The 17,222-nt window shown below is 73.3% G+C and carries 16 protein-coding genes; 4 read left to right on the forward strand and 12 right to left on the reverse strand.

What is annotated here, in order from left to right; all coding sequences use genetic code 11:
• Position 1 precedes the first annotated feature (1 nt).
• Genes JHAT_RS23265 through JHAT_RS23305 form a run of 9 tightly spaced genes read right to left on the reverse strand, consistent with a single transcriptional unit; the run spans position 2 to position 10,562 of the window.
• Positions 2 to 2,176 carry a hypothetical protein gene (locus JHAT_RS23265; protein WP_077800204.1) on the reverse strand — a complete coding sequence of 725 codons (2,175 nt, stop codon included), beginning with the start codon at positions 2,174 to 2,176 and terminating at the stop codon, positions 2 to 4.
• Positions 2,173 to 4,659, reverse strand: a complete 2,487-nt coding sequence (locus JHAT_RS23270; protein ID WP_077800205.1) for a hypothetical protein — start codon at positions 4,657 to 4,659, stop codon at positions 2,173 to 2,175. Before JHAT_RS23270 ends, JHAT_RS23265 begins: the two co-directional genes overlap by 4 nt.
• A complete protein-coding gene (locus JHAT_RS23275) occupies positions 4,656 to 7,229 on the reverse strand; it encodes a hypothetical protein (protein ID WP_077800206.1) in 2,574 nt (857 codons plus the stop codon). The genes JHAT_RS23270 and JHAT_RS23275 overlap by 4 nt, the downstream gene beginning before the upstream one ends.
• Positions 7,226 to 7,594, reverse strand: coding sequence for a GPW/gp25 family protein (locus JHAT_RS23280; RefSeq protein WP_077800207.1), 369 nt, complete (start codon positions 7,592 to 7,594; stop codon positions 7,226 to 7,228). The genes JHAT_RS23275 and JHAT_RS23280 overlap by 4 nt, the downstream gene beginning before the upstream one ends.
• Positions 7,594 to 7,905: a hypothetical protein gene (locus tag JHAT_RS23285; protein ID WP_077800208.1), complete on the reverse strand. Its 312-nt coding sequence runs from the start codon at positions 7,903 to 7,905 to the stop codon at positions 7,594 to 7,596. The genes JHAT_RS23280 and JHAT_RS23285 overlap by 1 nt, the downstream gene beginning before the upstream one ends.
• Positions 7,905 to 8,402 (reverse strand): phage baseplate assembly protein V, encoded by a 498-nt coding sequence (locus JHAT_RS23290; RefSeq protein WP_077800209.1) that lies wholly within the window; start codon positions 8,400 to 8,402, stop codon positions 7,905 to 7,907. The genes JHAT_RS23285 and JHAT_RS23290 overlap by 1 nt, the downstream gene beginning before the upstream one ends.
• A 39-nt stretch (positions 8,403 to 8,441) precedes the next feature.
• Positions 8,442 to 9,590: a hypothetical protein gene (locus JHAT_RS23295; RefSeq protein WP_077800210.1), complete on the reverse strand. Its 1,149-nt coding sequence runs from the start codon at positions 9,588 to 9,590 to the stop codon at positions 8,442 to 8,444.
• Positions 9,591 to 9,592: 2 nt separating this feature from the next.
• A complete protein-coding gene (locus JHAT_RS23300) occupies positions 9,593 to 9,913 on the reverse strand; it encodes a LysM peptidoglycan-binding domain-containing protein (RefSeq protein WP_077800241.1) in 321 nt (106 codons plus the stop codon).
• A complete protein-coding gene (locus tag JHAT_RS23305; RefSeq protein WP_077800211.1) occupies positions 9,906 to 10,562 on the reverse strand; it encodes a hypothetical protein in 657 nt (218 codons plus the stop codon). The genes JHAT_RS23300 and JHAT_RS23305 overlap by 8 nt, the downstream gene beginning before the upstream one ends.
• 422 nt (positions 10,563 to 10,984) lie before the next feature.
• On the opposite strand from JHAT_RS23305, the gene JHAT_RS23310 reads away from it, so the two are divergent.
• The gene (locus JHAT_RS23310) at positions 10,985 to 11,551 is read left to right on the forward strand and encodes a BTAD domain-containing putative transcriptional regulator (RefSeq protein ID WP_171991020.1); all 567 of its coding nucleotides are present in this window, start codon (positions 10,985 to 10,987) and stop codon (positions 11,549 to 11,551) included.
• Here the strand turns inward: JHAT_RS23310 and JHAT_RS23315 are convergent.
• Positions 11,473 to 12,357, reverse strand: coding sequence for a hypothetical protein (locus tag JHAT_RS23315; RefSeq protein WP_143660488.1), 885 nt, complete (start codon positions 12,355 to 12,357; stop codon positions 11,473 to 11,475). The genes JHAT_RS23310 and JHAT_RS23315 overlap by 79 nt on opposite strands.
• Before the next feature lie 481 nt (positions 12,358 to 12,838).
• Here JHAT_RS23315 and JHAT_RS23320 point away from each other — a divergent pair, with 481 nt between their 5' ends.
• Positions 12,839 to 13,294 (forward strand): protease inhibitor I42 family protein, encoded by a 456-nt coding sequence (locus JHAT_RS23320; protein ID WP_077800214.1) that lies wholly within the window; start codon positions 12,839 to 12,841, stop codon positions 13,292 to 13,294.
• A gap of 505 nt (positions 13,295 to 13,799) precedes the next feature.
• Here JHAT_RS23320 and JHAT_RS23325 read toward each other — a convergent pair.
• Together JHAT_RS23325 and JHAT_RS23330 are read right to left on the reverse strand one after the other, a co-directional pair.
• A complete protein-coding gene (locus JHAT_RS23325) occupies positions 13,800 to 14,297 on the reverse strand; it encodes a hypothetical protein (RefSeq protein WP_077800215.1) in 498 nt (165 codons plus the stop codon).
• A 46-nt stretch (positions 14,298 to 14,343) separates the two neighbouring features.
• Positions 14,344 to 15,450: a C1 family peptidase gene (locus JHAT_RS23330; RefSeq protein WP_077800216.1), complete on the reverse strand. Its 1,107-nt coding sequence runs from the start codon at positions 15,448 to 15,450 to the stop codon at positions 14,344 to 14,346.
• Between the two features lie 382 nt (positions 15,451 to 15,832).
• Here JHAT_RS23330 and JHAT_RS23335 point away from each other — a divergent pair, with 382 nt between their 5' ends.
• Both JHAT_RS23335 and JHAT_RS23340 read left to right on the forward strand, forming a co-directional pair.
• Positions 15,833 to 16,294, forward strand: a complete 462-nt coding sequence (locus JHAT_RS23335; protein WP_077800217.1) for a hypothetical protein — start codon at positions 15,833 to 15,835, stop codon at positions 16,292 to 16,294.
• Positions 16,291 to 17,172, forward strand: a complete 882-nt coding sequence (locus JHAT_RS23340; RefSeq protein WP_077800218.1) for a M64 family metallopeptidase — start codon at positions 16,291 to 16,293, stop codon at positions 17,170 to 17,172. Before JHAT_RS23335 ends, JHAT_RS23340 begins: the two co-directional genes overlap by 4 nt.
• Positions 17,173 to 17,222: the final 50 nt, after the last annotated feature.

A 17,222-nucleotide genomic window follows, 5' to 3' on the forward strand; every position in this document is an offset into this window, starting at 1 on the left:
CTCAGCTCCAGATGATCCCGGCTTCCAGCTCCGCGGGCACGTACGACGCCAGGTGCCGCCGGACCGCGGCGAGGCGCAACGGCCTGCGCAGGTGGTGGTACGCACCCATCTCCGTGCCGCCCTCACCGCCTTCGCGGATGGCGTCCGGGCAGGTCCTCGACAGGGCGAGGTAGAGCGGCGAGCCCGGTTCCTCCGATGCATACACCGGCGCGCCCGGCGCATGCTCCCGGCTCGCCGGTGCGCAGTCGAAGCGGCGCGGTGTGAGGGATCCGGGCAGGACGTAGCAGTGGCTCAGACCGCCCTCCTGCCGGTCCTCGACGCGCACGAGGCCGTCGAAGACCGTGTCGGCGGCGTCCAGCGTGCGGACCCGCAGCGTGCCGCGCACGGTGCTCGCCCGGACCGTCAGATGCGCCCCCGGCGCCGTCACCGCCGGCCCGTCGGGACCCGCGTCGACGACGCAGTCGCTGATCGCGATGGCCTGCACGCCCTCGGGCCAGTCCACGGCCCGCACCACGCTGCGGATCAGCTCCAGCCGACGGGTCCCGCCGGGGGCCCGCGGCGCATCCGGCGGCAGCGCGTTCGCCGCCCTCGTGACGCGGCCGGTGACCGTGCACTGGGAGAGCACCAGCCGGGCGAGCGACCCGGCCCGCACCGTCACGTCCCCCTCGACGACGATCCCGTCCAGGACCAGGCTGCTGTCCAGCCCCCCGGTGACCACGACGGAGCCGCGCAGATGGGGACGGAGCCCCGCGGGGACGCACGCGGCGTCCACGGACCGCCCCTGCGAGCCCTTCTCAGGCTCCTGCCGCGGCGGGGAGGCCGCGACCAGGACCAGACGGACCCCCGCCGGCACATCGAAGGAGAGGTCCTCCGAGCGGGAGGCGTTGTCCCCGACCGCGACGACCACCGTGGCGCCCGGCGGCAGCCCGGCGAGCGCCTCCAGCGCCCGGTGGACGCCCGCGGCCGTCGACGGCGCCCCGCCCGGGCCGACGTCGATCCGCCGGTCGATCCCCTCGCCGCCGTAGCCGTCCGCCTCGAGAGCCCTGTGGAACCCCTCGGACCGGTCGTACGTCCCGGCGCCGACCTCGGCGAGGGCGCCGTAGTGGTACCGCACGAACACCTCGGCCGTCTTCAGCGGGGCACCGCCGCGGAACAGCAGCAGCCGGCCGGTCACCGGGTCCACGCACGCCTGGTCCTCGTTCCCCGGCGCCAAGGGCTCCAGGCCGCACACCCGCACCCGGTCGGGCGGCAGCGGCGACGCGTCCCGGCCGATCCGGACGGCCAGCGGCAACTCCCGTGCGTCCAGCGCATCGTGACGCGCGGCCTCCAGCAGGGCGTGCAGTCTCCGCGGCCGCAGGGGGACGGGCAGGTCGGATTCACCGGCGCTCTCCTCCCGCGTCGCCTCCGTCCGCGGCACGGCGGCGAACAGGGGTGCGGGCCTGCCCAGAGCGTCGAAGGTCCAGCGGCCCGGCCCGTCGGGCCGGGCCTCGGGCCACAGCCCGGGCACGTCGGCGTCCCCCACCGGGTGACTGCGCAGGGTGAAGAGGCAGACGCCCAGTCGGGAGATGCCGTAGCGGCCGCGCCCCGAGGCGGTCCCGCGTGCCTCGGCGGTCCGCGTCAGGGGGTCGAGGGCGCCCCGCTCGAAGTCGTGGGGGGCGACGGACCGGCCGGTGTGCAGGTGGGGACCGCCGGTGTGGTCCAGCCGGTTCGCCCCGCGCAGCGACGCCACCGCCGGCCTGTCCAGGCGTACGTGGTTGACGTGCGCCGTCGTGGCCAGCAGCCTGAAGTACTCGACGGCGCGCGCCTGCCAGCCGGTGACCTCCCTGGCGACCTGCTCGAGCACCGCGACGGTGCCCTTGCGGCGGCGGTAGGACACCGTGTGGGCGACGGCGGTCCGCCAGCTGTGCCCCTCGCCCAGGTCCGGCAGGGCTTCGGTGAGCCCGATCAGCTCCGCGAGGTGCGACAGCGGTTCCTCGCCGCAGGTCTCCACGAACCAGCCGTCGTAGAGACCTGCGAGCTCCCTCTCCAGGACGTCCAGCTCCCCGGCGACCACCGACAGCAGGGCGCGCAGGGCGCCGCCCGACTGCTCGTCCCGGGCGCGTACATGGGCCGGGAGCAGCGACAACAGCCGTTCAGGGTCACCCTGGACGCCGGCCCCGTCCACCGTGCCGCTCACGCGGGCATCACCCCGACCTCCACCGCGCCCCGCGCCAGGCCCACCAGCCGTGCCGGGCAGATGCCCTCGGCGCTCTGGTGAGCGGGGGAGGACGTGAGCACCCGTACCGCCTCCGTGTCCGGCGGGAGCGGAACCTCCCCCTTCTCGGTGGCGGGCAGCCGCAGCAACCGGACCAGGTCACAGGCCGTGACACCCGACACCGCCCGCACCGCCGTCGTCACGGCCGCCGCGGTCACCGGGGTCCCGAACCGCTGACGGTCCGGTGCGAGACGCCGCTCGAGCGCCGCGGCGACGGCGCGGGCCACCGCGGGCCACTCGTACGCGGGGTCGACGAGCACCCCCACCCGCACCCCGAACCACAGGACCTCGGCCGGCAGCACGCGCACCCAGGCGCCCGGAGGGCAGACGTCCCGGAACGCCGCGGCCAGGTCGGTGAGCAGCCCCTCACCGACGCGCTCGTTCCCCTCACCGGTCACCGAGACCACGGTGGTCCGCCGGCTGCCGTCCAGGACCAGGTCGGCCCGCACCGTGCTGATGCCCGCGAAACCCAGCGCGAAGTCCTCGTAGTCGCCCACCGAGACCACCCGGTCCAGCGTGCGGGCCCGACGGGGCGCCGCGCCGCGCGCGTCCTCCAGCGTCTCCGCGGGAGCCCAGTCGTGCGAGGCCGCCGGATTCTCCACGGTCGCGATGCCCAGCGGGCGGCGCGGCAGCAGGCTCAGCTGACCGGGGCCGACGGCGCCGTCGGCCCCGATGCCCACCCGGTAGGCCGCGGTCACGTTCTCCGTACCGGTCGGCAGGCGGGCACCGCGCACACCGTCGCCGAAGACCGCGGTCGCGGTGCCGTCCTCCGTGTTGCGCACCACGTACGCCCGGTCGTTCGGTCCGGCCTCCCGCAACGTCGGCACCTCCGTCCACAGTTCGCCGTTCACCCGGATGTCCAGCGTGCTCCTGGCGCCCGCCAGGGCGGCCGTGCGGACGTAGGTGAGCGGTCCGCGCCAGATGGGCAACGCGGTGAACCGCTGTTCGCCGTTGCCGCTGCCCAGGACCTGGGTCACCGTCTCCCCGTGGGTGGCCGTCACCACGTTGCCGCGCACGACGAGTGTGTCCGGCGCGTACGCGCCCCTCAGCTCCCGGTCCAGGGTGACCGTCATGACGGTGCCCGTGGGGTCGACGGCGCATTCGACGACCTCGGCCTGTTCGGTGGCCATGGCGCCGGTCCTGACGTCCCGGCCCTGGACGACGACCACGCGTCCCGGCTGCAGCGCGGGATCGGTCGCCACCAGCTCCAGCCTCCGTCCGGTGGCCGGTTCCGTCCGCGGCATCCGGCTCGTGGGCAGCTCCACCGACCGGCAGTGCACGAGCGTGCTCCGCGGGTCGAGATCCCGGGCGGTGCCGTCGGTGCGCACCACCGTGGTCCGTGTGCCGAAGCCGTGGTGCGCCTTGGCCGAGGGGGAGGAGGAGACCGCCCGGTACAGCCGGCGCTCCCCGCCGTCTCCCGGGGCGGCCGCCGGGTGGCCGTCGGCCGGCCGCGCGCACTCGACGACCAGCCAGGAGCCGGGCAGGATCCGCAGGTCGTCGCCGTCCAGCTCCAGGACCAGCTTCCCGTCCCCTCGCGGCCCGGGCGTCGTCGCCGGTCCGTCCGTGGGGGGGCCGCCGTCCGGCAGATTCCAGCCGGACAGGGCGGCTCGTTGGGCAAAGTGGTGGACGCGGTCCCCCTTGACGAGCAGGAGGGTGTCGCTGGGCAGGTCGGTGCCGGGCGCCGCGGACACCGACAGCAGGGTCCAGCCGGGGTGCTCGGGCGGCTGAGCCGCCACGTCGGTGACCACCACGCAGGCCCAGGCCGACGACGGTGCACCGGTGGCGGAGCGGGTGACGACCAGCAGCGTGTCGCCCGTCCGGACCCCGGACGCCGCCGCCTCGACCCAGATCCGGGCCGGGCGGGACCCCAGTGACTGGGGGACGGTGGCGACGGCCGGGACGGCGTTCCACGCGGCCCTGCACTCGAGGTCGGCGCCCGTCTCGAAGATCTGCGGGGTCTGACCGGGGCTCGGGACGCTCTGGACCGGCGTGCCCCGCGGCACGGTGACGGTCTGCGGCGCCCCCGGCGCATCCTCGACGGTGAACGCCAGCTCGGCCTGGGCCGCCACCCCGGGCCGCAGCTCGTGCCCCAGGCCACGGGTGAGTTCCCGGACCGATTCCCGTTCGGTCGCGGTGCTCAGAAAGCCTTCCTGCGCCACCCGTCCGGTGTAGAAGGCCACGATGTCTGCCACGACCGCCCACGCGTCCAGCAGGGCGATGGCCGGCTCGTCGGGCGGTCTCCGGGCGAGGGCGCGCACCCCCACGGGCTGGCTTGGTGCGGCCAGGGCGGTGCGCATCCTCGCCATGGACCGGCCGTGGGCCGTGACGTGGACGCGGGCGGACAGCTGCTCCGGCCGGCCGGCGGCCGCGGGGCCGTCGCCGTGCCGGGGGAGCGGGTCGGTCATGCGCCACCTCTGACGACCAGATCGACGAAGCCGGTCTCCGGGCTGTCCGGATCGCTCCGGCAGCACAGGATCTCGCGGCGCGAGGCGTCCAGGCGGCCGCGGGCGAGAGCGGCGCGGTTGGCGGCGTCGCCGGCGCCCGCCCGGCAGAAGCGTTCGACATGGACCTGGACCACCCCGGGCACGGACATGGCCTGCGCGATCAGGTCACTGAGGTACAGCGACGAGCCGAAGCCCAGGTTGTCGGGGTGGAAGAGCCCGCGGCGTCCGTCCGGCAGCACCGACGCGGACAGGGCTTCCCGCAGGCGTTGCCCGGCCTCGGCGCGCAGGGTTCCCGCGTCCAGGCAGCAGACGACGCCGATCTCCACCGGGACCAGGGCCGCCTCGGCGAACTCGACGTCCACCCCCGCGGTCCGTCGCACGTCCAGCAGGCCGGCCAGCCGGTCGAAGAGCCGCTCGTCCGCCGTCCCGTCCGGGTCCACGACCACCTGCTGGGCGTACCAGGAGCCCGTCCACCGGGAGGAGGCCACGGCCTGTCGCACCGCGCCGTCCGCGCCGGCGATCGCGGCGTAGTCGTCGGGCGTGACCGCCTGCAGGCGAGTGCGGAAAGCCCGGGGCGCCAGTTCCCGCACCTCCGCCGTCGGCTGGGGGTCGAGGCCGCCCGCGGCGGGCAGGGGATTGGTGACCCGGACGCCCTCGAGCGTGCCGCCGTCCGGACCGCCGAGGGGCTCCGTGAGGGTGTCGACGCCGACGTTGCCCCAGGAGCCGCCGCCGAGCCGGTACCGCAGTGTCATGGTCGTCCCCGGTGTGGGGCGGCGTCCCGTGACGCCGTCGCCGAATCGGAGCCTGATGGTCCTGTCGTCCTCCGCCTCGACCACCACGTGCGCGGCGGTCCGGTCACTGTCCAGCAGGTCGGGACGCGGCAGCCAGCGGCGCGCGCCGTCGTCGAGCTCCAGCTGGGCGACGGCGCGCCGCGGGTCGGGACGCAGAGCCGCGCTCGCGCTCTCCCAGCCCTGGTCGGGGGGCACCCCGTTCGACGGTCCGGGATCCGCCGGGGCGGCCCAGGCCACTCCCGCCCTGCGGAGGAACGGCCGGTAGGTGCCCTCCCACGGCACCTGGGCGGGGACCGGGACGTCGTCGTGGACCGAGGCCCCGTGGTCCGCCAGGACGATGTTGGCCAGGGCGACCGCGGAGCCCACGGCCTGGTCGCCGACCGACCGGGACACCCTCAGCGGGAGGGGCAGGGCGTCGTCACGGTGCCAGTGGATCTCCAGCACCCGCCGCGGAGCGGCACCGCCACCGTGGCCGGCCAGCGCGTCGACGTGCTCGACCGGTTCCCGGTCCAGCCGGACGGCGTACCGGTGGGTCGGATCGCCGTCGGCGCGGGTCCCCGAGGGTCCCAGCTCGGCCAGCACCAGCACGTCACCGGCGCGCAGTGCGGGATCGCCGTCCGGGGCCACCGCCACGAACGCGGAGCGAGCGCCGACGGGCAGCACGTGGTCCGCCTGTCCCCAGGCGTGCAGGAGAAGCCTGTTCCTGGCGGGGGTGAGCATCACCGGGGCGCAGGTCTCGAAGACCGCCGTGTCGGCCTGCGCCCCGTCGCGCGCGGCGGACGGCGCCGCTCCTTCGCCCACGGCGGTACCGGCCCGCAGAAGGACTTCGGCGGTCGTGGTGAACGCCAGCCAGGTGCGCGCGGAACAGCCCTCGTGGACGTGGTAGTCGAGCAGCCGCGCGTGCCGGCGCACCGAGACCCTGCGGCGGGCGGTGCTCAGCGCCGCCTCCTGGGCGACCGCGTCCTGCCGATAGGACAGGCGGTCGCCGAGGTAGGCGAAGAGCTCGATCAGGGTGACGCCGATGTCGGCCGGCGACCGGTCGGTCCAGTCGGGCAGCAGGACCGCCATCCGGTCCAGCAGTCTGGTGCGCAGCGCCTCGTAGTCGCGGGCGAGGTAGTCGAGCACCGGTGAGGCGGCGGTGACGGGCGGCACCGGGGCCGGCCGGCCGCGGACGGTGTCCGCGGGGCAGTCCACGGCGAAGGTGAACGGGGCCTGCGCCAGCGGCACGTCGAAGCCCGCGGGAGCGGCCGCTCCGGCCGGCCCGAGCAGGCGCAGGACGTACGTCGACCGGTCGCCGGGTGACGACGTCCTGACGATCAGTACCCTCGCCCGCACCTCCTCGGGCACGCACGCCGCCACCAGCGCACGGTCGGCCTCCGTGACCGGCGCCGACGCCCCGGCCGCGGAGGTCAGATCGGTGGCGGGGAGCGCCCATTCGACCTCGACCGGGTTGAGGCGGGAATCGGCGCGAACCCCGCCGAGCACGACGACGGCGCCACCGTCCGGGCCGGTCACCAGGTCCGCGGGCACGGGACCGCGCATCAGATGCACGGCGAGGGTGCGCTGCCGCGGGGCCCCCGGCACGTACGACGGGCTGTCGGGCCGGTTGGAGAGGACCTCGACGTGGTCGATCCCGTCGAGCGCGGGGTCCTCGGTGGCCGCGACCAGCGCGCGCCTGCGGTCCCGGTCGATGCCGAACACGGTCGCCTCGGCGGTGGCCACCACACCCGGGCCGGTCACGGCGTCCCCCGGTCGGTGAGTCGCAGCACCCGCGGTTCGGCGGCCTCCCGGCCGAGCGGTGTGTAGCGGATCGTTACGTCCAGCACCGCGTCGCGGGCCTCGACCCGGACCTCGTGCACGCGCAGCAGGTCGCTGAGCCACTGCTGCACCGCCGCCTGCACCAGCGACTGCGTCGCCCCCGCCAGTTCGTCGCCGCTGGGGGCGAAGACCAGCCGGTCCACCCCGCTGCCGAAGTCCGGGCGGTTGACCCGCTCTCCCGGCCGGGTGAAGAGCACCGCCTCGACGAGGCCGCGCAGGTACTCCTCGTCGTCCACGGTGGCGAGCCGGCCGCGGGCGTCCAGGCGCAAGGGGAAGCCGAAACGCATCAGATCCCCCGCACCCGCGGCTGGACGACGACCACCGACAGCGGCCCGCCGGACGGCGCGCACACGGCGGCGCCTCCCTGGATCACCAGCGGAACACCGGCCGACCTGACCCTCGTCGTCCCGGTGACCCACTGGGCGGTGACACAGGGCGGAAGGCTGGGCGGCGCGCAGCCGGTGACCAACCACGGGACGGTGAGCAGCGCGGTCGGCCGGCCCCCGACCTTGACCCTGGGGTTCGAGACGGCCGGACGGGCCTGCCCCGCGTGCGCGCACAGCGTGACGGCCCCGTCGTGAGCGAGGAGTCCGGGCATTACGTGACCTCCAGGGCACCCTTGTTCAACGAAACCGTGGTGGGGCTCAGCATCACGCTGGAGGCGCCCAGGGTCAGCTCGATGCCGTCGGACGTGCACGCGATCGTCATCGGCAGGACGGAGACCGGCGGACCGACGGCGATGGTGAGGCCGCCGCCTCCGGGCAGGTCGCTGCACGTGATCGACACGGCGTCCGTCTTCCACACCTTGACCTGGGGCACGGCCGGAGACGCGGGAGCCTCGCCGGTACCCCAGAAACAACCCCCCACAATGGGGTAGTCGGGATCGCCCGCCTCGAACTCGACCCAGACGTTCGCGTCCTCGGGCGGCACGGCGAAGAACCCCACCCCAGGGCCCGCGTACGGCACGCAGGGCTCGGCCCAGGACAGCCGCCCCTTGCCGAGCACGGCAGGAACACTGACCTGCACCCTTCCCCGCATCAGGGGGTCGACGTTGCAGGTGACCTTGCCGCGGTACTTGCCGTAGAACCTCTTCACTCCACGCTCTCCTGATCTTGCGGCGTCGGCGCCGAGGGGTCACGGTCGCACGACGGGCACGGTCGGGCCGTGACCGTCGCGCGACAGGGTGAACCGCTGGACGTAGGACCCGGGCGCCAGCTCGTGCTCGACGCGGCGCACGTACCAGTGGCCGTCGTGGGACCAGCCGGCTCCCCGGACGCCGACCAGCGCCCGGGGGCGCAGGACGTCGCCGTAACGCCCTCCGTCGGCCTCGCCCTCGGCGACCACGGCGTCGGCGCCGGAGTCCACCAGGGACTGGGCCCGGGCGAACGTGCCGACAGGACCCGTCCCGCTGTCCCGTACCAGGCGCCGCCTGCGGATGTCCCCCGTGTGCGCGGCCCACAGGGGACGCGACGACAGCGGCGGGCGGAGACTGGCCATCGTGTCCACCGTCATCTGCGTTCCGGTGCGCGGGTCCTGCAGTTCACCCTCGACGAGCACCGGCGTGAGCGCGTCGGTGCGAAACCGCACGGAACGGACGTTGGTCTCGGGTCCGAGGTCCACCGAGAGGGCCGGCTGCGGCGCCCCGGACCGCACCGGCGGCCCCCAGTAGAAGGTGCTGGCGCCGATCTGCGGGCCCGGGATCACGTAGCAGACGTACCCGTGCCGGCCGGCCAGCTCGCGCAGGTGCGCCAGATCGGTGCCGTGCTGGGTGGGGATCCGCTCGATCGGAAGAGGGGGGTCGGAGACCCGCGGGGGGATCACCATGGGCAGGATGCGGTGCGACGCGTACCGGGTGAGGATCTGGCTCACCTGCACGAAGTCGTCCATGGCGGGGTGCTCGGCGTCCACCTCCCGGCGGTCGAGCAGATAGGACACGTCCTCCCCGGTGGCCGTCAGGGTCGCCCCGCCCGGCCCGTCACCGGGGATCAGTTCGAGATGGGTGATGATGCCGTCGAACAGGACCCGGGGGAGCGCCGCGAACGTGAGGACGAGGGTGACCCGGGCGAACGGTACGAGCGGCGGACGCAGGACCGGCGTGTCCAGCGCGGCGATCGGCCCGGACCGCCCGGCGTCGAAGGTGAGGGTGAACACCGAGCGGGCGCCGTCGTCCTCCTGGACGCGCACCGACAGAAGACGCGCGGTCAGGTCAGGGGGGAGCGGCGTGGGAATGGTCGCGCCGGCCAGCACGGTGAGCCGCAGGCCGGAAGCCAGCGTCTGCCTCATCGTCATCTCCCCGGCGCGGGGATCACCAGGACGGTGCCCACGGTGCGGAAGTCGGTCAGGTCGTCGGGATCGAGGGCGGCGTTGGCGTCGGCCACGAGCCAGTAGGCCAGCGGGTCGCCCAGGTACCGCTGGGCGACGAGATCCAGGCGGTCTCCCTCGGCCACCGTGTGCAGCGCCAGCGGCCGTCCGGCCGTGAGGCCGGGCACGTGCCGCCGCACCCGCAGGTGGCGCACCTGCCGCAGGCCGTCGACCGGGTCCTCGACGGTGGTGGTGGCCGTACCCACTCCGGCGTACCGGCTGGCTCCGAGCGCCCTGTCAGACACCGGCCGCACTCCCCGCCACCGTGACTGCGGCCGTGGCTCCGGCCACGAGGGCCATCGTCTCCTTCATCACGTGGTGCACCAGGAAGAGGGCGTGACCGGCGTCGCTCACGGACAGGTCGTTGTAGGAGAGGACCCGGGCCGACATCTGCACGGAGGCCCGGGTGGGGAACAGTTCGGGCGAGAAGGACTCCTCGGTGATCGTGAGACTCTCGATGCGGACCGGGACCACCCGTCCCGGACCCCAGATCAGCAGGGTGAGCGGGCTCTCCATGGGAAGGATCTCGATGGTGCCGGCCAGCAGCATCGCCGTGTTCTCCACCACCGTGGCGATGCCCGGATAGAGCAGCATCTCCAGCACGGCGAGCTGGGGCGCGACGCCGGTCAGAGCCGCCACCGGATCGCCGCGCTCCAGCTGGTCGGTGGCGTCGACGCTGACCGTGAGGGAGACCGTCTCCACGGGCGCCCCCCACAACCGGTGGGCGTCCGCGGCGCCGGAGGACTGCGAGGAGGCGGGACCGCGCGGACGCAGCGTGCGGACGACCTGGTCGGGGTTGTACTGGAAGACCACCAGCCGTGACAGTGGCCCGCTGCTGTCGACCGCCACCACGGCGCCCCGCAGGGTGCGGGGACTGCCCGGAAAACCGCTCATGGACAAGGCGTGCCCCGGTCGACGTCACTGTGGCGTCACCAGAACGTAGCGAGCGGTACTGCGATCACTCGCACGAGTGATCGCAGGCGGAGCGGGTTCTCGTCGGACCACCGGAGCACATATATCAGCTGTTCAGTTCGTCATCTGTTCACTTCGCACCGACCGGATACGGCAGCGGGACCGGGCGGGCATACCGGACACCCGTGGGAGGGATCATGCCGGGAAGTGTTTTCGTCCCCAGCAGTGCCGCTGATCCCGAAAGCGCAAAAGGGGTCTCGCGTGGTTGTCCAGCCTCTGCGGCGCCGCGGACCCGCTTGTTCCTCGGTTTGCTCGGGCCGTTCCGGCTGGTGGCCGGCGGCCGGGAAATCCGGCTCCCCGCCGGACCCCAGCGCGTTCTGGCACTGCTGGCACTGCAGGGAAGGATGAGCCGCAGCCGGTTGGCGGGCACGCTCTGGCCGGACTCCACGGAGGACCGTGCCCGGGCCTGCCTGCGCACGTCTTTGTGGCGTGCGAACCAGGCCGTGCCGGGGGTCGTGGCCGTCACCGCGACCACTGCGGACATCTCCGCCCTGCTGGCGGTGGACGTGCAGCGCCTGGTGCGGGAGGCCCGGGACGCCTGGCAGCACGGTCCGACTCCCTCCGTCCAACTGCGATGCCTGCCCGGTGAGGTCAGGGAGCTGCTGCCGGACTGGGACGACGAATGGCTCGACGCCGACCGGGAACGCGTGCGCCAGCTCCAGATGCACCTCCAGGAGGCTCTCGCCGAGCAACTGACGTCCGAGGGCCGCTACGGGCTCGCGCTCGAAGTCGCTCTGGCCATGCTTCGTCTGGATGTGACCCGGGAGAGCGCCCACCGCGCGGTGATCCGCATCCACCTCGCGGAGGGAAACATCAGCGAAGCGCGGCGTGCCTACGCAACCTGCACGCGTGTCCTGCGGGACGAACTCGGGGTCGCCCCGACCCGGCTGACGGCGCAGATGCTCGAGTGATGCCCCTGGGCAGGGTGACGGCCCCCTCGACCGTGACCCGCCGCGTCGAACCGCCAAGGGCACAGGTCGCTGGGCTCGTGCAGGACGGTCACCCCGAAGCCCCAGCGGCCCCGCAGCAGAGCCGCCAGTTCCCTGTCCGACACCATGTACCGGTACTTGAGCCCGCACTGCCGGGCCACCCGCTGGTGCCGCAGCATCTGCTCGTCCGTCTTCTCCCGCTGCCAACGGGCCCACCAGGCGGCACTGCCGTGGTTGCGTACGTAGGAGGCATACCCGCACTTGCACTCGTAGGCGGTGTTCCCTGCCAGCGCGTCGAAGACCACGCCCTCCGGGTCACCAGGCGGAATCACCCGCACCTCGTGGTCGGTGCGGGTGACCTCCTGGCAGTAGAACGTGGCCACCGGGGCGCGGCCCCATGCCCCGCTCATCGCCCGAAAGACGCACCCGTCCCGTTCGTATTCCGGCCTGCGCACCCTTCTGGGCGCGGCCACACCCTTCTTCCTGACCGCTTCGTGGTAGGCCTTGTCCCGCTTCTCGCCGCCCGGGTCGAGGGTCGGCGCGATCCTGATGCGCCGTATGTCCAGACGGCCCTTGGACTGTACGAGCGGCCGGGGCGCCCTGCCGATCAGCCGGCGCACCGTCGGGATGCAGGTGGCCACCACGGTCTCCAGGTCCTCCTCCGTGGCGATCGTTCCGCGGTCGGCGACGGTGAGGAAGTCCGGCGGCCGGCCGGCCCGCTCAAGGGTCGCCTCAGGAACCTCCGCCTCCGCGACTGCTGCTTCCGACTTTCCCTGTGCCTCCAGCATGTCCAGGAGTTCCCCCGGGGCAGGGTCACGGAGCGCATAGCGCTGACCGGTCCGTGGCTCGACGCCCGGCCGTCGCACCGTACCCGGGGCCGGTCGCCCCGCCAGGGGGACGTGCCCGGTGAACGGGGCCTGGTACTGCTGCAGCGGTGCCGTTCTGGGCAACATCACCGTTCGGCGCTGGACGAGCACCGGTGATTCGTCCTCCTCACAAGGACAACCGGGGCGGGTGGTGCTGCCACAGCGCGCCACTTTCGGTGAGGTGGCGGAGCGCGTCACCCGGAACGCGCGGCCCGACGCCACTGCCCGGCCGGCGACGCGCGCCTCCCGTTCGGCCGCGTCCGTCGCCGCGCGGACCGCTTCCCACGGTCCACTCGTCGGTCCTGGGAATGGTCGAGCGCCATCGCCGCCTCCAGGCTTTCGCCTTGGGCGCCATCGGTTCGATTCTTCCACCCGGATCCGGCTCGTACAATTGTGCAGTGTTTTGACCGCTGTCATCCTGAACCAGGAACCGGATGGCCTCCTTCGGTCGTTCTTCCGGCTTTTTCCTTTCTTCACGGGACAACCGGCGGCCGGCCTCCTGTGCTCCTCGGCAGGCCTCTCCACTTCGATGGCGGGTGCAGTCATGGGCGAGGTAAGAGTCACCCTCCTGCGGACTTCCGAGATCCACGTGTCGGCGGGAGACGAGGTCGTGGTGCGGACTCCCGAGAACGCCACCACGGGCTATCTCTGGTCGGTTCAGCGCGTCGACGGCGTTCTCGAGGTGATCGGTGAGGACCATCAGTTCTTCGGGCAGCCGTTGCCCGGATCCGGTGGGCAGCAGGTCGTGCGGGTCCGAGCCGCCGCGGCCGGCGAAGGCCTGCTGCAGCTCGTGTTGAAACGGCCCTGGGAGAGCGCGGTGCAGGACCGGCGTGAGATCCGGATCCTGGTCAGCGGTTAGCCTCGCTGTTTCGGTCGGGGCGATGAGGCGTCGTCGAGGGGCGGCTGTCGGGTGGCTGACGCGTTTTCGGTGTGCGGGCATGGTGGAGACCCGGCGCGGGGTCGGGTTCTCCGGGGTCCTTCGGGGCGTGGGCGCCCAGAGACGGCCTCGTCGGTGTCGGCGGGCACCACCGCCAGGTCCGTGGCGACCCGTCCCGGACCATGTTCGGTCCCGCGCGGCCGAAGCGGCCCGAGAGCGGCGGAGTACGTCGCGGTCGGCCCCGTGGCACCAACAGGATCCGCCGGCGACCGTGCCCCGGCATGACCGACCACCCCGCACCATCGGCACGGACACGGACCCTGGGACGCAACCCGATGCCCTGCACGTGGAAAGTGCCCTCCGCCTGGACCGGCAGAACCCCTCAGCAAGGTTCATCGTCCCAGGTCAGGAAGGCACTGTCGCGTTTCCGCCCCCGAGCCGGCCGTCCCCGCCCGGGGACGGCCGGCTCGGGGGGCGGTGTGCCGGCTCACCACAAATAGATTTCGTGGACCATCCCGTCCGGCTCCTCCCGGAAGGTGATCGGCCGGCCCGTCTGACGGGCCTGGGCAGCCAGCGTGGTGAGCACCGTGAACGCGGCGTCCGAACCGTTGTGGAGCTTCTTCCACGTGCCGCCCTTGACGTGCAGGTACGCGTTGCGGGTCTGGTCCATCGACCACATCCCGTCGACCAGGACGTTCTGGACCCAGACCCCCGTGGCGGAACCGCCGGTCTCGATCGCCCGGAGGGCCAGCTCCGTCGTCCTGCTGTCCGGGTGCACCACCGGTCGGGCTTCACCGACCGTCTCCTCGAACCGGACCGCCCTGGCGTCGGGCCTCGGCCGTCCGGACTCGGTGAGCGGGATGGCCGACAGGCCCACGTCCACACCCGGTGGCAGCATGACCGGTCTGCCGGCACCGCCGTCCGGGGCGTGGGCGGCGCTGTATCCGGTGGGCGCCTCCAGCGTGCTCGTCATCTGCGGACTCATCCTCCACCACTCCTGATCTCGGGTGCCTTGTCGTTGCTCACGGGCCTCACCAGGCGTAGACCTGTTGGACCCTGCCGCTGTCCTCGAACAGCCCCACCTTCGCGCCGGCCGACTTCGAGGCGGCGAGCGCGGCCAGCATCGCCGCGTCGGTCGAGGAGACGTCGCTGCCGAGGCTCAGCCAGCCGCGGAGTTCCCCGTAGGCCCACACGTTGGCGTCGGCCTCGTTGCTCCACAGACCGAGGATGCGCTGGTCGGCGAGCCAGGCCCGCAGGCTGACGCCCTGGACGCCGCAGGTGTGCCAGCTCTCGATGCCGCACTCGCCGTAGCCGATGCGGAAGAAGCCTTGCTCGCCCCAGTCGGTTCCCCAGCTGTTCTTGGCGATCCAGCAGGCCTGTGCGTCGTCGTAGCCGACCAGGCTGACGCAGTGACCGCCGGCGAGGGTGTCGGTCTGCCGTCGGTAGACCCCGCCCCCGTAGCTGAAGAAGTCCTGGTAGACGTAGAAGCAGGTGACGACGGACCCGTAGGTGGCGATGTCGCGCTTGATCGCGGCCGGATCATTGGTGTCGTTCGTCCAGTTGACGACCTTGGCGTGGCGGTTGGGCCAGTCCGGATTCAGCTTGCTGCTGTCCTGGTTCCGGTCCGTGTAGGGGAAGTAGTCCTCGAAGGTGATGCCCGAGTCACGGGCCTTCTCGAGCAGCGGTTCCGGGAGCCAGCCCGTCTCGCACGTGGCGCCCGCCTCGCGGCCGTAGCCGTAGAAGGCGTGCGCCTCGGAGAGGTCCGTCGGGAGGAACGGCGCCCGGTCGGTGTACCGGACCACGTGCTCCATGGTCGCCACGGTGCCGAACGCGACGCAGGACCCGCAGCTCTTCTGGTCCTTCACGGGTGTCGTGTAGTCCAGGCCGCCGATGTCGCGGAGGTCGAACGACGAGGGGAACTCCGCCCCCGCCGTGGCTTCCCGTGCGGCCGCGGCCTGTGGCTCCTGAGCGGCCATGATCTCGGCGTGTTCGGCTTCGTCGACCGGCACGCCCAGCCGGGTGACGCGCTGTTCCTCGGTCAGCCGGGTCATCGAGTTGCTGACCGCTCGCCAGGGATTGTCGGCGCGCTCCAGGGCCGCCCGGAGTTCTGCGAGGTCGATGGGTTCGTTCACAGGCATGGCAACGCCTCTCACACGTTTCTCGGGGGGAAAGCCGAGCCGAACCACTGGAGGAGCCGGGGCAGGGCTCGCCTGCCCCGTGGGGCGGCCCTCGACGATGTGCCTGGTGGCAATTCAGTGCACACCGGAGCGGCGCGGTCCGCCACTCGAAGCGCACGGGTCCGCACCCCGCGTCACGTCCCGGGCCGACGTGTCCGCCCGGCCGTCGTGGGCGGCCGCGGCCCGGTGAGGGCCGACTCCGTGGTGTGACGCCCGGCTTCGCCTCGCCCCCGACGGCGGCCGCCGGGTGCGGTTGCGGCCGCGGGGTCAGGTCAGACACTGAAAGCAGAGGCATGTCGACGCAGGCGGACGTTGCGGCGTCCGCACGGAAGAGGAGTGCGACGTGACCACCGGAGCGGACCAGGACCACCCGCACGCGGTGCGGCTGATCTTCGAGTACGAGGGGACGGACATCCGCCTCGTCTCCCGACAGCGGACGGAGATGATTTCCCCGCCCGGTGACCGGCCGGCCGACCGGCGGTCGGCACAGGGCATGTGGGTCGAGGTCCGGGACGCCGGGCGCAACGTGCTCTACCGACGCGTCCTGCACGATCCCGTGCGGCACGACGCCGAGGTGTTCTCCGAGGATCCCGAGCGGTCCGTCGCCAGGGTTCCGGTGGAGAGGCCCCGGGGAACCTTCGCGGTCCTGGTGCCCGACATGGCGGCCGCGGACCACGTCGCGTTCGTCGGCAGCCTGCTCGGCCGCGCACCGGGGCTCGCCCCCGCGGCCGAGATCGCCCGTTTCCCCCTCCGCCCGGGCACGGACGACACCCCGGACACCGGAGACGGAGGACCGGTGACATGACCACCGCCGACGGAACCGTCCTCGGTACCACCAAGATCGTCGACAGCGGGCCCGCGGCCCGGCGCTGGAACCTGGTGATCACCGGTGACGGCTACACCGGCGCGCAGATGGGCCAGTTCGCCGACGACGCCCGGTCGTTCGCGGACACGCTGCTCGCGACCCCGCCCTTCGACTCCCTGCGCGACGCCGTCAACGTGCACCGGGTGGACGTCCGCTCGACCGGCAGCGGCGCCGCCGACCCCGCGGAGTGCGGCGGCTCCGGTGCGGCTCCCCGGACGTACTTCGACGCGTCCTTCTGCACCAACGGAGTCCGCCGGCTGCTGGTCGTCGACGACACCACCGTGCTCACGCTCGCCGGCGACCAGGTGCCCCAGTGGAACATGGTGATCGTCGCCGTGAACTCCACCGTGTACGGCGGCTCCGGCGGCTCGGTGGCGGCCTACTCCCTCGCGCCGGGCGCCAACGAGATCGCCCTGCACGAGATCGGCCACACCGCCTTCCGCCTGGCGGACGAGTACGAGTACTACCGCGGCTGCGGCGTGGACACCGACCGCGACCGGCATCCCCCCCTCGAACCCGCGCAGCCCAACGTCACCGTCGACGCCGACCGGGCGACGAACAAGTGGCGGGACCTGGTCCTGCCGGCCACCCCGATGCCGACGACGTCCAACCCCGACTGCTCGCAGTGCGACACCCGGCCCAGCCCGGTGCCGGCGGCCACGGTCGGCGCCTTCGAGGGCGCCCACTACCACCACTGCGGCGCCTACCGCCCCCAGTTCGACTGCCGCATGCGGGCACTGGGCCACCCCTTCTGCGCGGTGTGCACGGAGCAGATCCGCCGGACCCTCCAGCCCTACCTCGCGGCGCGGGAGGACTGAGCACCGCGTCCACGGGGGGCGTCCGCCGACGGCCCCCGGACGGCCGACTG

Origin of the sequence: Streptomyces sp. JHA26, from assembly GCF_002005565.1 — a bacterium.
Taxonomy (GTDB): Bacteria; Actinomycetota; Actinomycetes; order Streptomycetales; family Streptomycetaceae; genus Streptomyces.

Bases quoted from the DNA above. Each gene is read 5' to 3' on its own strand.
- JHAT_RS23310 (WP_171991020.1), top strand. From the start codon at position 10,985: ATGAGCCGCAGCCGGTTGGCGGGCACGCTCTGGCCGGACTCCACGGAG.
- JHAT_RS23330 (WP_077800216.1), bottom strand. From the start codon at position 15,450: ATGCCTGTGAACGAACCCATCGACCTCGCAGAACTCCGGGCGGCCCTG.
- JHAT_RS23285 (WP_077800208.1), bottom strand. From the start codon at position 7,905: ATGCCCGGACTCCTCGCTCACGACGGGGCCGTCACGCTGTGCGCGCAC.
- JHAT_RS23270 (WP_077800205.1), bottom strand. From the start codon at position 4,659: ATGACCGACCCGCTCCCCCGGCACGGCGACGGCCCCGCGGCCGCCGGC.
- JHAT_RS23295 (WP_077800210.1), bottom strand. From the start codon at position 9,590: ATGAGGCAGACGCTGGCTTCCGGCCTGCGGCTCACCGTGCTGGCCGGC.
- JHAT_RS23280 (WP_077800207.1), bottom strand. From the start codon at position 7,594: ATGCGTTTCGGCTTCCCCTTGCGCCTGGACGCCCGCGGCCGGCTCGCC.
- JHAT_RS23305 (WP_077800211.1), bottom strand. From the start codon at position 10,562: ATGAGCGGTTTTCCGGGCAGTCCCCGCACCCTGCGGGGCGCCGTGGTG.
- JHAT_RS23340 (WP_077800218.1), top strand. From the start codon at position 16,291: ATGACCACCGCCGACGGAACCGTCCTCGGTACCACCAAGATCGTCGAC.
- JHAT_RS23315 (WP_143660488.1), bottom strand. From the start codon at position 12,357: ATGCTGGAGGCACAGGGAAAGTCGGAAGCAGCAGTCGCGGAGGCGGAG.
- JHAT_RS23325 (WP_077800215.1), bottom strand. From the start codon at position 14,297: ATGAGTCCGCAGATGACGAGCACGCTGGAGGCGCCCACCGGATACAGC.